Source organism: Pseudomonas sp. J380, from assembly GCF_009827115.1.
GTDB classification, from domain to species: Bacteria; Pseudomonadota; Gammaproteobacteria; order Pseudomonadales; family Pseudomonadaceae; genus Aquipseudomonas; species Aquipseudomonas paracarnis.
The window spans coordinates 5,615,524-5,629,217 of sequence record NZ_CP043060.1; the positions used below are offsets into that span (position 1 = coordinate 5,615,524).

Here is a 13,694-nt window from a genome sequence, read left to right on the forward strand (position 1 = left end):
TCAGGTGCTCTCGCGCACCTGCAACTCAAACCCCATATCCACCACTGGCTTGGCCACCTTGTTGCCCGCCATGATCGTCAGCAGATGCTCTGCTGCCCGACGCCCGATGGCTTCCCGTGGCGTGCTGATGCTGCTCAGGCGCGGCACCATGAATGACGAGGCGGGTAGGTCGTTGAAGCCCAGCACCGCCACACGTTCAGGCACCTTGATGCCATGGCGCAGGGCTTCGAGCAGGGCGCCCTGGGCCAGGTCGTCGTTGCCGAAGAAGATCGCGTCCACATCCGGGTGGGCGGCCAGCAGTTGCAAAAACAGTTCGCCTCCCAGGCCCACGGAGGACGGGCGTGGCGTCAGCAGCTCCAGCGCCGGATCGTACATGCCGGCCTGTTGCAAGGCGCGGCGAAAGCCTTCGCCACGCAGCAAGGTGCGTTGGTCCAGTTGTGCGCCGATATAGGCCAGGCGCTTGCGCCCCCGGGACAGCAAGTGCGCCGCCGCGGTCTCGCCGGCGGCCAGTTGCGAGAAGCCCACACAGTTCACCCCGGCATTGGGGTCCAGATCCATCATGTACACACAGGGCACATTGCTGGCCTCGACCATTCGTCGCGCGCTTTCGGTGCGGTCAAAACCGGTCAGCAACAAACCCCGTGGCTGGTAGGCCATGTAGTTGCGCAGCAGGTCCTCTTCTTCATCGCGCGAATAATGGGAGTTGCCGATCAGTACTTCAAAGCCCTTGGGCCGCAGTACCTGATGGATAGCTTCCAGGGTTTCGATAAACAGCAGGTTGGACAGTGACGGCACCAGCACCACCACCGAATGGCTCTGCGCCGAGGCCAGGGCGCGGGCGGCGGGGTTGACCACGTAGCTCAGTTCGGCGGCGGCCTGTTGCACTTTTTCCACCAGTTCGGTGGCCACGGTGCTGATGCCGCGCAGGGCACGGGAGGCGGTGATCGGGCTGACGCCGGCCAGGCGCGCAACTTCATTGAGGGTAGGGCGGCCCGTCGTGCGGGTATTTTTATCGTTCTTGGAGGTCATCAGGCGGCTTGCCAAACAAAAATCGAGGCACTAAGGTAGCGCTGTCTCCAAAGGGCTGCAAATTCTTGGATAAAGGGTTGCCTGATCCTGTCCAGCTCTTGAAGTCAATCTGTTGGAACGGATGCACGCGTCACTCCATAAAAATGACAAGTCGGCGCGGGAAAAGCCTGTTTTTGCACTAGCCTTACGCTATGCAAAGGTAGCGCTATCTGCGTCCTGAGGTGTTTCATGAGTCAACCTGTTACCGCCCTGGTCATCATGGGTGTTTCCGGCTGTGGCAAGTCCAGCGTCAGCCAAGCCCTGTGCGCCTTTAACGGCGCCACTGCCATTGAAGGCGACAGCTTTCACCCTGCCGCGAACATCGAAAAGATGAGCGCCGGCCACCCCCTCAACGACGACGACCGCGCCGGCTGGCTCGATATCCTGTGCGATGAACTGCGTCGCGCGTTGAAAGCGGGCGAGCATCCTGTACTGACCTGTTCGGCCCTGAAGAAAAAATACCGTGACCACCTGCGCGAAGCTGCGCCGGGCCTGGGTTTTGTCTTCCTGGAGCTGACCCGTGAAGTCGCCGCTGACCGCGTGTCTCACCGCTCCGGCCATTTCATGCCGGCGAGCCTGATCGACAGCCAGTTCGCCACACTTGAATCGCCCAAGGGCGAGCCGCTGACCCTGGCCTTGAACGCCAGTGAAGACAGCGTCGAGGAACTGGCCGCGCAGACCCATACCTGGTGGCGCAAGCACGGCTTTGAACCTACTCATTAATTTTTTGCCGGAAAAGATAGCGCTATCCCCGGCAGGAAGTTCAACACCCGCTTTAATAACAACAACAAACAGGAGAGACCCCCCATGTTTGGCATGTCCCACGAGTCTTACCTGCTGCTAGATGCAGTAGTCACTATCATCGGGTTGATCGTACTGATCACCAAGTTCAAGGTGCACCCGTTCATTGCACTGATCATCGCGGCCGGTTTCCTCGGCCTGACCTCGGGCATGCCCGTGGACAAGATCATCAAGGCGTTCCAGGACGGTTTCGGCGGGGTGCTCGGCTTTGTCGGCATCATCCTCGCGCTGGGCACGATGCTCGGCAAGATGATGGCCGAGTCCGGCGGTGCCGATCAGATCGCCCAGACCCTGATCCGCGCCTTCGGCAAAGAGAAGGTCCAGTGGGCCATGATGTTCGCCGCGTTCCTGGTGGGCATCCCGCTGTTCTTCGAAATCGGCTTTGTGTTGCTGATCCCGCTGGTGTTTATCGTCGCCCGGCGTACCGGCGTGTCGTTGATCAAGATCGGTATCCCGCTGCTGGCCGGTCTGTCGGCGGTGCACGGCCTGGTGCCACCGCACCCGGGCCCGCTGCTGGCCATCGGCGTGTTCGGTGCCGATATCGGCAAGACCATCCTGTACGGCCTGATCGTCGCACTGCCGACCGCCATCATCGCCGGCCCGATCTTCGGTACGTTCATCGCCAAGTACATCCCGGGCAACCCGTCCCAGGAACTGGTGGACCAACTGGCCCGCGAGACCGATAACAAGTCGCTGCCCAGCTTCAGCATCACCCTGGTCACCGTGCTCTTGCCGGTATTCCTGATGCTGCTCAAAACCTTTGCCGACATCGCCTTTGCCGAAGGCAACGTGGTGCGCAACTGGATGGACATGATCGGCCACCCGATCACCGCACTGTTGCTGGCTTTGCTGTTATCGCTGTACACCTTTGGCCATCGCCAGGGCATCCACTCCAAGCAGATCCTCAAGCTGCTCGACGCCAGCCTTGCGCCCACCGCCGCGATCATCCTGATCATCGGTGCCGGTGGTGGCTTCAAGCAGATGCTGGTGACCAGCGGCGTGGGCGACGTGATCGGCCATATGGCGGTGAACGCGCAGATCAACCCGATCCTGCTGGCGTGGCTGGTGGCGGCGGTGATTCGGATTGCCACCGGTTCAGCGACGGTCGCGACCATTACCGGCGCGGGCATTGTGGTGCCGGTGGTGGGGATGATCCCTGGCGTCAACCGCGAGTTGCTGGTACTGGCGACGGGCGCGGGTTCGTTGATCCTGTCTCACGTCAACGATGCGGGGTTCTGGCTGGTCAAGCAGTACTTCAACATGACCGTGGCCGAGACGTTCAAGACCTGGACGGCGATGGAGACCATTCTGTCGATCGTGGCGCTGATCTTCATCATGTTGCTGTCGTTGGTGGTGTAAGCCACACCCCAAAGCAAGGGTGGGAACTGATCAAATGTGGGAGCTGGCTTGCCTGCGATAGCGGTAGTGAATCCAACACTGCCATCGCAGGCAAGCCAGCTCCCACATTGATTGGGTTTCTTCAGGTGGATCAGGTCAGGCTTTAGTCACCAACCCATCCGCCCTGAACATCCCGCGAATCCCCCGCACGGCCTGGCGAATCCGGTCCTGGTTTTCGATCAGCGCAAAGCGCACATGATCGTCGCCATACTCACCAAAGCCGATCCCCGGCGACACACACACCTTCGCTTCCAATAGCAGTTTCTTGGCAAACTCCAGCGAGCCCATGGCCGCGTACTGCTCGGGAATCTTGGCCCAGACGTACATCGACGCCTTCGGATTCTCCACCATCCAGCCCAGTTCATGCAGGCCCTTGACCAGCACATTGCGACGCTGGCGGTACTGCTCGGCGATGTCCTTCACGCACTGTTGGTCGCCTTCCAGCGCCGCAATCGCCGCCACTTGCAGCGGGGTGAAGGTGCCGTAGTCGTGGTAGCTCTTGATGCGTGCCAGGGCGTTGACCAGTTCAGGGTTGCCCACCATGAAGCCGATGCGCCAGCCGGCCATGTTGTAGCTCTTGGACAGGGTGAAAAACTCCACCGCAATGTCCTTGGCGCCGGGCACTTGCATGATCGAGGGGGCTTTCCAGCCGTCGTAGACGATGTCGGCGTAGGCCAGGTCGTGCACCACCAGCACGTCGTACTGCTTGGCCAGGGCGATCACCCGTTCGAAGAAGTCCAGCTCCACGCACTGCGCGGTCGGGTTGGACGGGAAGCCGAGGATCATCATCTTCGGCTTGGGGATCGAGCCACGAATCGCGCGCTCCAGCTCAGCGAAGAAATCCACGCCCGGTATCAGCGGCACCGAACGTACCTGGGCGCCGGCAATCACTGCGCCGTAGATATGAATCGGGTAGCTGGGGTTGGGCACCAGCACGGTATCGCCCTGGTCCAGGGTGGCCAGCATCAAGTGCGCCAGGCCTTCCTTGGAACCGATGGTCACGATAGCTTCGGACTCCGGGTCGATTTCCACCGCGTAACGGTCCTTGTACCAACGCGAAATCGCCCGGCGCAAGCGCGGAATGCCTTTGGAGGTGGAGTAGCCGTGGGTGTCTTCACGCTGGGCGACGGTGACCATTTTCTCCACGATATGAGGAGGCGTGGCGCCGTCAGGATTACCCATGCTCAAGTCGATGATGTCTTCGCCGCGCCGACGCGCAGCCATCTTCAGCTCGGCAGTGATATTGAAAACATACGGGGGGAGTCGATCTATGCGCGCAAAGCGGCGCGGCGAACCTTGGTCTGCCATTGTTGCCTCGAGGTACGTAAGCGCCCGGAACCGTCCGAGCGACGTCGGCCACTGCGGTGGCCTGCGGGGCAGACAATACGGGCGATGATGGCCAGTTGTCCAGATGCGTAGGAAATTTTTCTACATGGAGTACAACGCGGATATGCCCCTATACTCGATGCGGGTTTGTTCCCTCATAAGAAGGAGACTGTTCGTATGGATCAGCAGACAAAACAACCGTTGGAGCCACGCCTGGAAGCCGGTAAGGCCCTGGTGATCGCCGGGGTACAAGGGCGATATTCGAAGGCCACCGTTGGCGATATCCCACGGCTGTGGGAGTTGTTCGATACCTGTATCAAGGACATCAAGAAGCGCGTCGGCGGTGTGACCTACGGGGTGTGCCATAACCCGCATCACGGCGAACTCGATTACCTGGCAGGTGTTGAAGTCCCGGCCAAGAAGGACGTGCCGAGCAATTTCGAGGTGATCGAAATTCCGCCACTCAACTATGCCGTGTTCCCCCACTACGGGCCGGTGCAGGCGCTTGAGCAAACCTACGAGCGCATCATGTTCGAATGGCTGCCGCACTCGGGCTACAAGGTCATGGGCGCGGATTTCGAGCGCTATAGCGCGGACTTCGATGCCAGGAAGGGCACGGGGACGGTGGAAATCTGGCTGCCGATCGGGGAGCGGGGCTGACACTGCACCCGATGTCACGTAAACACGACATGCACGCTTAAAAGTCATGTTTACGTGACATTGCCGCTATGGATTAAACCTGAAACTCAACCGACGCTCATACCCTACACGACCCTTGTACGCCTCACCGCGATCCACCCATCCCGCCCCCAGATACAACCCCATTGCCGCCAGGTTGTGGGCATCCACCGACAACTCCAACCCCTTGATCTGCGGCCAGGCCTCGCGCGCCACGGCGGGCAACGCCTGCAAACACATCTTGCCGTATCCACGCCCCTGTTGATGCCGGTCTACCTGTAGCGCGTGGAGTGTGGCGCTGTGTTCATCGGCCCAATGAGGCAGGCACGGTGGTCGCTTGAGCAGCAAGAACGCCACAGGAAGGTCGTCGACCAACAGCGCAAAGCCCTTGACCCCAGGGCTCGGGTTGGCGAGCAGGGTATTGAGGGCGCAATACATATCACCGCAAAACGGCAGTTGTTCAGGGTGAACTTCGATGGCGCCGACTTGCTGTTGTTGCACAGCGTTCAGCGCCTCGTAAGCAACGAGGCGGGTTGGCATGGGACTATCCGAACGGCTGCAAGAGAAGTGGCAGTTTATCGGGTTTGAACCACGGGAAATTATTTTTCAGGGGGATGTCGATTTCCCTCCGGGCCATTCGACTAAGGGTGTCTTCCGTGATTTTCCACCCCAAGGAGTCATCGCCATGAGCACTGCAATCAAGAGCCTGATCGAGCAATGGAAAGACGCCGTTGTCAGTCGCGATATCGACCAGATTGTCAGCTTTTACGCCGACAATATCGTCTCGTTCGACGCCGTAACCGCTCTGCAATTCAAGGGCAAGGCGGCCTACCGCGCGCATTGGGAGGCGTGCATGGAGCACTGCCCCGGCCCCGGCATCTTCGAGTTTCATGAATTGCATGTCGTCGATGCGCCAGACAGTGCGTTTGCCCACTGGCTGGCCCACTGCGGCGGCGCCGGGCCGGACGGCGAGGTAAAGGCCTGCTGGATGCGCGTGACCGCCGGCTACCAGCGTATCGATGGCCAATGGAAGGTGGTGCACGAGCACTGGTCGGCACCGTTTGATATGCAAAGCGGCACGGCGTTGTTCGACCTGAAACCTTGAGCACCGCGAACTATAGTCAGTAGTCCGAAAACGGAGAACGCCATGAAATACCTGTGCCTGATCTACAGCGATGAACAGGTGTTGCACACCTCGCCCGACAGCCCCCACGACTCGGAATGTCTGGCCTACGCCGAGGCCGTCCAGGCCAGCGGGCGCATGCTGGCCGCCGAGCCGCTGGAGTCGGTGACCACCGCCACCACCGTGCGCATGCGCAACGGCAAGCTGTCGATCACCGACGGGCCTTTTGCCGAAACCAAGGAGCAGCTCGCCGGGTTCTACCTGATCGACGCCAAGGACCTCAATGAAGCGCTCCAGGTGGCTGGCGGCATTCCGGCAGCCCGGGTCGGCAGTGTGGAAGTGCGCCCCGTGCGCCAATTGAATCTCTCAACACAATAATCAAAAGACTTGAGGAGGTTGCCCCGTGAACATTCAACCCGCCGAATTTGAACTGTCCATCAGCCGCTTGATCGATGCGCCGCGCCGCCGGGTGTTTCGCGCCTGGACCGAGCCAACCCTGCTGCAACAATGGTGGGGCCCCCACGGCATGACCACCCCTGAATGCGAGATGAACCTGTGGGTCGGCGGCTTGTTCCGCACCTTGATGCGCGCCCCGGATGGCAGCGAGTACCCGACCCAAGGCGTGTTCCTGGAGATCGACGCGCCCAACCGCCTGGTGTTTACCGACGCGTTCATGCCGGGTTGGGTGCCTTCGGGCAAGCCGTTCATGAGCGCCGAAGTCACCTTTGAGGAGGTCGGAGAAAAGACCCTCTATACCGCCCGCGCCATGCACTGGAGTGCCGAGGACAAGCAGGCCCACGAAGCCATGGGCTTTCATGACGGCTGGGGCCAGAGCCTGGACCGCCTGGTGAAGTTGGTGACCGAGGACATGGTCGATTGACCCAGCAGATCGACGCTATTTACCGCCGCGAATCACGCCGCGTGCTCGCGACGTTGATTCGTGTGCTGGGTGATTTCGACTTGGCCGAGGAGGCGCTGCACGAAGCATTTTTCGTCGCCCTGCAGCGCTGGCCCGAGGATGGCGTGCCGGATAATCCACGGGCGTGGCTGGTGTCCACCGGTCGCTTCAAAGCCATCGACCGCCTGCGTCGGCAGTCGCGTTTTACCCCGTTATTGGAAGAGCAGGCCGAGGCGTTGGAGGTCGCGCCTTGGAGTGATGAAGACGTGGAAGACGACCGCCTGCGCCTGATGTTCACTTGCTGCCACCCAGCGTTGGCAGCCAATGCCCAGGTTGCGCTGACCTTGCGCGAGATCTGCGACCTGAGCACCGAGGCCATCGCTCACGCTTTTCTTGCCACGCCCACCACCATTGCCCAACGCATCGTGCGCGCCAAGGGCAAGATCCGTGAGGCGAAAATTCCGTATCAAGTGCCGTCCCGCGCCGAATTGCCCGAACGATTGGACAGTGTGCTGCGGGTGATTTACCTGGTGTTCAACGAGGGCTATTCGGCGTCAGCGGGTGCCGACCTCACCCGTGAGGACCTGACCTTGGAGGCCATTCGCCTGGGGCGTTTGCTGCTGGAGTTGCTGCCCGAGCCGGAAGTCATGGGCTTGCTGGCGTTAATGTTGCTGCACGAGTCGCGTCGGCCTGCCCGCACTTCTGCCAGCGGCGAACTGGTGCTGTTGGACGCTCAGGATCGTACGCTTTGGGACAGGGCCTTGATCGCTGAAGGCTGCGCATTGGTGGAGCAGGCGCTGATGACGCCACGCTTCGGGCCGTATTGCTTGCAGGCTGCGATTGCCGCCGTGCACGCCGAGGCGCCCAGCGCAGGGGAAACCGATTGGCGGCAGATTGTCGGGCTCTACGATGTATTGCTCAGGTCTGTGCCGTCGCCGGTGATCGAGTTGAACCGTGCGGTAGCGGTGGCGATGGAGCAGGGGCCGTTGGCGGGGTTGGTGCTGGTAGACAATCTTTTGCAGCGCGGTGAGTTGCAGGACTACCACTTGGCGCATTCGGCGCGTGGGGAGTTTTGCCGGCAGTTGGGGCGGTTTGACGAAGCCCGCAGCGCGTACGAAAAAGCGCTGTCGCTGACGCAACAGGCGCCAGAAAAACGCTTCATCACGCGGCGTCTCGCCGAACTCAATTCCTCCAGGCAGTGACGATCCAAATGTAGGAGCGAGCTTGCTCGCGAAAAACTCACAGACGCCACGTTTCTTCAGGAAGCACGCGTTATCGTTGACGTTCTTCGCGAGCAAGCTCGCTCCTACAGGCTCATTCCAGCATCTTGCCCAGCAACCAGCTCCCCGCAGGCCCCGGCGGCTGGTGCCGGGACCACAGCGCATCCACCGCCACCGAACGCGGCCAACTGCGCACCTTGAGTTCAACCAACTGGTTGCCGCCAAAGCGCTCCACCAGCCAGCGTGGAATCGGTGCCCAGCCAAACCCCAGCTGTGCCATCTCCATCAGCATCAGGTAACTCGGCGCCGACCATACTCGCTGCGTGCCGCGGTTTTCATTGGGGCTGATGATGCTCGCCAAACGCAACTCCCGGTGTTGTTGCAAGGTGTGCGGGTGAACCTTGTCCAGGGTCGCCAATGGGTGTCCAGGCGAGACAAACAGCGCGATCTCCGTGCGCTCCTCCACCGTGGAGAAGGAAAGGTCCGGCGGGTAGGCTTCTTGTTTCTCGATAAACGCGATCTGCGCCCGGCCACTTTGCACCAGTGCGATCAAGTCTTCGCATTCCGCGATCAGGCATTCCAGCTCAAGGTCCGGGTAGCGTTGCTCGAAGGCCGTGAGGGCGACCTCGAATCGATCGGATTGGTAAGTATCGGACATGGCGAGACTCAACTTCGGCTCCAGGCCTTGCGATAACTGACTGGCTGCCAGCTCCAGGCGGCTACTGGCTTCCAGCACTTGCTCAGCCCTTTGCAGCAACACTTGCCCCGCCGGCGTGAGGGTCGGCTTGCGGCTGCTGCGGTCAAACAGCACCACGTTCAGGTCAATCTCAAGGCTGGCCACTGCCGCGCTCACGGTGGACTGGCTTTTGCCCAGCTTGCGCGCCGCCGCGGAAAACGAGCCTTGGGTGGCAGCCTGGACAAACGCCTGAAGCACTTCATGGGAGGCCATGACTATCGCCTTGATCGATGGTTATTGGTTATGAAGTATCGATACAAAGCCTGATCATGGCAACCATCGTCACTCACGGAGCCGGGTCATGACCCCTACCAAATCCTTTACTGAACGCGTGTTTCAAGCCCTTGGTTTCGAAGGGCTGGCCTTATTGATTTGCACGCCGCTGTTGGTGTGGATCACCGGCCGGCCGGCGCTGGAAATGGGCGCAGTGACCCTGGGCATCAGCCTGTTGGCACTGAGCTGGAACGTGGTGTTTAACAGCCTGTTCGACCGCCTTAAAACCCGCCTGCAACTGGCCAACGGTGGTTGGACCCGTGTGCTGCACGCGCTGTTGTTTGAAGGCGGCCTGATTCTCTTGGCAGTGCCGTTGATTGCCGCCTTGATGAAGATCAGCCTGCTGGAAGCCTTCATCCTCGACATTGGCGTGTTGCTGTTCTTCCTGCCGTACACCTACGTGTACCACTGGGGTTATGACGTGCTGCGTGAGAAATTCGCCGGTAAAACCCCAGTTACCCCGTAGGCGTGCGTCGCTCATAGGAACATCCCGCCCGATGCCTCGATCCGCTGGCCGGTGACCCAATGACTGCCATCGGCCAGCAAGGTCGAAATCGCCCCGCCAATATCGTCCGGCAAGCCAGCGCGGCCCAGGGCGGTGTTATTGGCAACCATCGCATTCACATCGGTGTTATCGCGCACCGCGCCGCCGCCGAAGTCAGTGGCAATCGCGCCCGGTGCCAGGGTGTTCACGGTAATACCCCGTGGGCCCAGCTCTTTAGCCTGGTAGCGCGACAAGACTTCCACCGCGCCTTTCATGGACGCGTAAGCGGCATAACCCGGCAGGCTGAAGCGCGCCAGGCCGCTGGAGACATTGATAATGCGCCCGCCATCGCTGATCAGCGGCAGCAGTTTCTGCGTGAGGAAAAACGGTGCCTTCACATGGATCGCCACCAACTGGTCGAACTGGGCTTCGGTGGTTTCGGCAAAGCTTGCGTAGGTGCCAACCCCGGCGTTGTTGATCAGGAAGTTGAAATGTTCCTGGGCGAACACATCCTTGAGCAGGGTGCCGATCTGCCCAACGAATGCATCGAAGGTTGCGCTCTGGCTGACGTCCAATTGCAGCATGGCGGCGCGACCGCCCAAGGCCTCTACCTGGGCAACCACGGCTTGGGCTTCGGCCGCTGCGCTGTGGTAAGTGCCGATGATGTCGATGCCTTGCGCAGCCAGGTGCAGGGCGGCGCTTTTGCCCAGGCCACGACTGGCGCCGGTGATGAGTGCGATTTTACGGGTCATGGTGCAGTCCTCGAATGGGGTGAGTGGGACTGAGTGTATTTGTCCGGCCATAACGTGATAAACAGGCTGATATCGGAATCACTGGCCGGATAAGGCGAACAATCTAATGAACAAGCTTGAGTTGCTGCGCACCTTCGTACGCGTCACTGAGTTGTCGAGTTTTACCCAGGCCGGTCAAAGTCTGGGCTTGCCGCGCTCTACGGTCTCCGAGCATGTGCAGGCGTTGGAGGAGTTGCTCGGCGCACGGCTGTTGCAACGCACCACGCGCAAGGTGCAGGCGACCCAGGATGGTCGTGTGTTGTATGAGCGCAGCAAGGATCTGCTGGCGCATATGGAAGAGCTGGAAGGTTTGTTCCGTCAGGACGAAACCCAATTGGCCGGGCGCATACGGGTGGACATGCCCAACGTCATGGCGCGGGGCTTGATCTTGCCGAACTTGCCCACGTTCATGGCGCGCCATCCTCTGATCGACATGGAGATCAGCGGTTCGGACCGCCAGGTGGACCTGATCGCCGAAGGTTTTGATTGCGTGGTGCGCGTCGGCGCCCAGCCCGATCAAACCGTGGTAGCGCGGCGGGTGTGCAGCATGCCGATGGTCAACTGCGCGAGCGCGGCGTACCTGCAACGGTATGGCGTGCCCGAAACCCTGGCAGACCTGGCGCATCACCAGTTGGTGCATTATGTGCGGCCGCTGGGCGCACGCTCGGCCGGGTTCGAATACATGGTGGGCAACAAGGTGCAGCGGCTGGCGATGGCAGGCCGGGTGACGGTCAACAGCACCGACGCCTATCAATCGGCGTGCCTGGGCGGGTTTGGCATCACCCAGGTGCCGCAGCTCGGGATACGCGACTTATTGGCCAGCGGCGAGTTGGTGGCGGTGCTGCTCGACTACCAAGCGCCGCCCTTAGATGTGTCGTTGCTGTACGCCGGCCAGCGGCATCTGCCGTTGCGAGTGCGGGTGTTCATGGACTGGTTGACCGCCACCCTGCAAGCTCATCTTTAACGGCGTGCCGACAACTGCTGGGGCGCCAGAAACGCGTCGTGGAAGTAATCCCGGAACGCTTGCATCGCTGGGGTAAACGCGCGCTCGCGGTGCCAGGCCAGGCCGACGCTCATGGGTGTGACCGGGTCGGTCACGGTCAGGGTTTCGATGCGTTTGCCTTCCAGGGACCAGGGCCGGTGCACCAGGTCTGACAGGATCGCCACGCCGCTGCCGTTGGCAACCATGCTGCGCACCGCCTCCACTGAGCTGGTGCGCAGCCGCACCTTGGGCGTTTGCCCGGCCTGTTCCCAGTAGCGCATGGCGCTGTGTTCGGCTTCGTCGACGGTGAGCAAAATGTAGGGTTCCTGGGCCACGTCGGCCAGGCTCACGGCTCCGCGTTCGCACAACGGGTGATGGCTGGGCAGCCACAAGCGGCGCTCGGAGTTGAACAGAATTTCCGAGACGATATCCGCGTGGGTAAGGTTGGCGGTCAGCACCACGGCCATGTCGAACTGGCCGTCGAGCAGGCCCTGTTCGATGGCCTGGCGCTCCTGTTCGAACACCTCGATGGTTACGTCCGGATGCCAATGCTCCATGCGCTGTAAATGGTGCGGCAGGAAATAACCCAGCACCGTGTAGCTGGCCGCCACCCGCAGCACGCCGCTGGCGCGGTAGTCCGGCAACGGGCTGTTGAGGGCGTCCTCCACACTGCGCACAATCACATAGGCACGGTTGAGAAAATGCCGCCCGGCGTCGGTGAGGTTCATGCCTTGGGCCGAGCGCACGAACAACTGCACGCCGAGCATGGCTTCCAGCTCCTTGATCGCCGTGGTAACCGCCGATTGGGAAATATTCAAGTGAATCGCCGCCTGGGATATCTGGCCGATCTCCGCGGTGGCGACGAAGTAGCGAACCTGGCGCAAGGTTAAAGACATATCGCACTCTGCTTATTGATCGTTCCCATGCTCTGCGTGGGAATACCTCTTGTGGCGCTCCGCGTCACGGTCTCAAGTGCGGACGCAAAGCGTCCATGGCTGCATTCCCACGCAGAGCGTGGGAACGATCTGGGGTCGAGGATAAAAAGCTATCTGATTTTCAGAAGATGGGCCATCTGATAATAGATCTTCCCAAGGGGTCAAGCCACGGCCTACTTTGCGGGCATCACCTTTGGCGGAGCGACCTTGATGCAGGCAGTGGATTTCAATTCAGACATGGGCGAAAGCTTTGGCCCCTGGACCATCGGCGACGGCGTCGACGTAGAGCTGATGGGCTATATCAGCTCGGCCAATATCGCCACCGGCTTTCACGCTGGCGATCCGGGCACCATGCGCCGCACCGTCGAGCGCGCCAAGCAACTGGGTGTGGCCATCGGCGCGCACCCAGGCTTTCGTGACCTGGTGGGTTTCGGTCGCCGGCACATCAACGCACCGGCCCAGGAACTGGTGGACGACATGCTCTACCAGCTCGGTGCCCTGCGTGAAATGGCTCGTGCCCAAGGCGTGACCCTGCAACATATCAAGCCTCACGGCGCGCTTTACATGCACCTGGCCCGTGATGAAGAGGCCGCCCGGCTGTTGGTGCAGAACCTGCAAATCATTGAGCCCACGCTGATGCTGTACTGCATGCCCAACTCGGTGATCTGGCGCATCGCCAAGGAACTGGGGCAGCCGGTGGTGCGCGAGTTCTATGCCGACCGTGAATACGACCTGAGCGGCTCCATCGTGTTTACCCGCAATGTGCGGGCGCTGGCCCCAGCCACAGTGGCCGCCCGGGTCTTGCGTGCGTGTCAGGCCGGCCTGGTACGTACCGTCGAAGGCGAAGACCTTGCGATCGAATTCGATTCCATCTGCCTGCACAGCGACACCCCTGGCGCCCTGGATCTGGTGGAGGCTACCCGTGAAGCCTTGGACCAGGCGGGTATCGACGTCAGAACACCCCGATAAGATCCAACCCTT

The 13,694-nt window shown here is 61.0% G+C and carries 16 protein-coding genes; 10 read left to right on the top strand and 6 right to left on the bottom strand.

Annotated elements, in window-relative coordinates; translation table 11 throughout:
• On the bottom strand, positions 1-1,032 hold the full coding sequence (locus FXO12_RS25635; RefSeq protein ID WP_161793224.1) for a LacI family DNA-binding transcriptional regulator: 1,032 nt from the start codon (positions 1,030-1,032) through the stop codon (positions 1-3).
• 225 nt (positions 1,033-1,257) lie between these two features.
• Here FXO12_RS25635 and FXO12_RS25640 point away from each other — a divergent pair, with 225 nt between their 5' ends.
• On the top strand, positions 1,258-1,791 hold the full coding sequence (locus FXO12_RS25640; RefSeq protein ID WP_057975136.1) for a gluconokinase: 534 nt from the start codon (positions 1,258-1,260) through the stop codon (positions 1,789-1,791).
• Positions 1,792-1,875: 84 nt separating this feature from the next.
• Positions 1,876-3,228, top strand: a complete 1,353-nt coding sequence (locus FXO12_RS25645) for a GntP family permease (protein ID WP_014719640.1) — start codon at positions 1,876-1,878, stop codon at positions 3,226-3,228.
• 135 nt (positions 3,229-3,363) lie between these two features.
• Here FXO12_RS25645 and alaC read toward each other — a convergent pair whose 3' ends face one another.
• The gene (gene alaC, locus FXO12_RS25650) at positions 3,364-4,575 is read right to left on the bottom strand and encodes an alanine transaminase (RefSeq protein WP_057975137.1); all 1,212 of its coding nucleotides are present in this window, start codon (positions 4,573-4,575) and stop codon (positions 3,364-3,366) included.
• Between the two features lie 195 nt (positions 4,576-4,770).
• Here alaC and FXO12_RS25655 point away from each other — a divergent pair, with 195 nt between their 5' ends.
• Positions 4,771-5,253 carry a GyrI-like domain-containing protein gene (locus FXO12_RS25655; protein WP_057975138.1) on the top strand — a complete coding sequence of 161 codons (483 nt, stop codon included), beginning with the start codon at positions 4,771-4,773 and terminating at the stop codon, positions 5,251-5,253.
• A gap of 66 nt (positions 5,254-5,319) precedes the next feature.
• Here the strand turns inward: FXO12_RS25655 and FXO12_RS25660 are convergent, their stop codons facing one another.
• Positions 5,320-5,811 carry an N-acetyltransferase gene (locus FXO12_RS25660; RefSeq protein WP_014719637.1) on the bottom strand — a complete coding sequence of 164 codons (492 nt, stop codon included), beginning with the start codon at positions 5,809-5,811 and terminating at the stop codon, positions 5,320-5,322.
• 145 nt (positions 5,812-5,956) lie between these two features.
• Here FXO12_RS25660 and FXO12_RS25665 point away from each other — a divergent pair, with 145 nt between their 5' ends.
• The 4 genes from FXO12_RS25665 to FXO12_RS25680 are packed head-to-tail and all read left to right on the top strand — an operon-like array spanning position 5,957 to position 8,494.
• Entirely contained in the window at positions 5,957-6,376 is a 420-nt protein-coding gene (locus FXO12_RS25665; RefSeq protein ID WP_057975139.1) for a nuclear transport factor 2 family protein, read from the top strand.
• Positions 6,377-6,418: 42 nt separating this feature from the next.
• Positions 6,419-6,772: a YciI family protein gene (locus tag FXO12_RS25670; RefSeq protein WP_034128501.1), complete on the top strand. Its 354-nt coding sequence runs from the start codon at positions 6,419-6,421 to the stop codon at positions 6,770-6,772.
• A gap of 25 nt (positions 6,773-6,797) precedes the next feature.
• On the top strand, positions 6,798-7,274 hold the full coding sequence (locus tag FXO12_RS25675; RefSeq protein WP_019819312.1) for an SRPBCC family protein: 477 nt from the start codon (positions 6,798-6,800) through the stop codon (positions 7,272-7,274).
• The gene (locus FXO12_RS25680; RefSeq protein ID WP_057975140.1) at positions 7,271-8,494 is read left to right on the top strand and encodes an RNA polymerase sigma factor; all 1,224 of its coding nucleotides are present in this window, start codon (positions 7,271-7,273) and stop codon (positions 8,492-8,494) included. Before FXO12_RS25675 ends, FXO12_RS25680 begins: the two co-directional genes overlap by 4 nt.
• A gap of 112 nt (positions 8,495-8,606) precedes the next feature.
• Here the strand turns inward: FXO12_RS25680 and FXO12_RS25685 are convergent, their stop codons facing one another.
• Complete coding sequence (locus FXO12_RS25685) at positions 8,607-9,461, bottom strand: LysR family transcriptional regulator (RefSeq protein ID WP_034128498.1); 855 nt, start codon at positions 9,459-9,461, stop codon at positions 8,607-8,609.
• An 88-nt stretch (positions 9,462-9,549) separates the two neighbouring features.
• Here FXO12_RS25685 and FXO12_RS25690 point away from each other — a divergent pair, with 88 nt between their 5' ends.
• Positions 9,550-9,987 (top strand): multidrug/biocide efflux PACE transporter, encoded by a 438-nt coding sequence (locus tag FXO12_RS25690; RefSeq protein WP_054896721.1) that lies wholly within the window; start codon positions 9,550-9,552, stop codon positions 9,985-9,987.
• Between the two features lie 11 nt (positions 9,988-9,998).
• On the opposite strand, the gene FXO12_RS25695 is transcribed toward FXO12_RS25690, so the two are convergent.
• Complete coding sequence (locus FXO12_RS25695) at positions 9,999-10,757, bottom strand: SDR family NAD(P)-dependent oxidoreductase (protein ID WP_057975141.1); 759 nt, start codon at positions 10,755-10,757, stop codon at positions 9,999-10,001.
• A gap of 106 nt (positions 10,758-10,863) precedes the next feature.
• On the opposite strand from FXO12_RS25695, the gene FXO12_RS25700 reads away from it, so the two are divergent.
• Entirely contained in the window at positions 10,864-11,760 is an 897-nt protein-coding gene (locus FXO12_RS25700; RefSeq protein WP_057975142.1) for a LysR family transcriptional regulator, read from the top strand.
• Here FXO12_RS25700 and FXO12_RS25705 read toward each other — a convergent pair.
• Positions 11,757-12,674: a LysR family transcriptional regulator gene (locus tag FXO12_RS25705; RefSeq protein ID WP_014719628.1), complete on the bottom strand. Its 918-nt coding sequence runs from the start codon at positions 12,672-12,674 to the stop codon at positions 11,757-11,759. The two genes, FXO12_RS25700 and FXO12_RS25705, sit on opposite strands and share 4 nt — an antisense overlap.
• A 249-nt stretch (positions 12,675-12,923) precedes the next feature.
• On the opposite strand from FXO12_RS25705, the gene FXO12_RS25710 reads away from it, so the two are divergent.
• Positions 12,924-13,682 (top strand): 5-oxoprolinase subunit PxpA, encoded by a 759-nt coding sequence (locus tag FXO12_RS25710; protein WP_034128493.1) that lies wholly within the window; start codon positions 12,924-12,926, stop codon positions 13,680-13,682.
• The last annotated feature ends 12 nt before the right edge of the window (positions 13,683-13,694 follow it).

What these genes read in the sequence shown, in the direction of transcription:
- FXO12_RS25640 (WP_057975136.1), top strand. Translation starts at nt 1,258, where the DNA reads ATGAGTCAACCTGTTACCGCCCTGGTCATCATGGGTGTTTCCGGCTGT.
- FXO12_RS25645 (WP_014719640.1), top strand. Translation starts at nt 1,876, where the DNA reads ATGTTTGGCATGTCCCACGAGTCTTACCTGCTGCTAGATGCAGTAGTC.
- alaC (WP_057975137.1), bottom strand. Translation starts at nt 4,575, where the DNA reads ATGGCAGACCAAGGTTCGCCGCGCCGCTTTGCGCGCATAGATCGACTC.
- FXO12_RS25655 (WP_057975138.1), top strand. Translation starts at nt 4,771, where the DNA reads ATGGATCAGCAGACAAAACAACCGTTGGAGCCACGCCTGGAAGCCGGT.
- FXO12_RS25660 (WP_014719637.1), bottom strand. Translation starts at nt 5,811, where the DNA reads ATGCCAACCCGCCTCGTTGCTTACGAGGCGCTGAACGCTGTGCAACAA.
- FXO12_RS25665 (WP_057975139.1), top strand. Translation starts at nt 5,957, where the DNA reads ATGAGCACTGCAATCAAGAGCCTGATCGAGCAATGGAAAGACGCCGTT.
- FXO12_RS25670 (WP_034128501.1), top strand. Translation starts at nt 6,419, where the DNA reads ATGAAATACCTGTGCCTGATCTACAGCGATGAACAGGTGTTGCACACC.
- FXO12_RS25685 (WP_034128498.1), bottom strand. Translation starts at nt 9,461, where the DNA reads ATGGCCTCCCATGAAGTGCTTCAGGCGTTTGTCCAGGCTGCCACCCAA.
- FXO12_RS25690 (WP_054896721.1), top strand. Translation starts at nt 9,550, where the DNA reads ATGACCCCTACCAAATCCTTTACTGAACGCGTGTTTCAAGCCCTTGGT.
- FXO12_RS25695 (WP_057975141.1), bottom strand. Translation starts at nt 10,757, where the DNA reads ATGACCCGTAAAATCGCACTCATCACCGGCGCCAGTCGTGGCCTGGGC.
- FXO12_RS25700 (WP_057975142.1), top strand. Translation starts at nt 10,864, where the DNA reads ATGAACAAGCTTGAGTTGCTGCGCACCTTCGTACGCGTCACTGAGTTG.
- FXO12_RS25705 (WP_014719628.1), bottom strand. Translation starts at nt 12,674, where the DNA reads ATGTCTTTAACCTTGCGCCAGGTTCGCTACTTCGTCGCCACCGCGGAG.
- FXO12_RS25710 (WP_034128493.1), top strand. Translation starts at nt 12,924, where the DNA reads ATGCAGGCAGTGGATTTCAATTCAGACATGGGCGAAAGCTTTGGCCCC.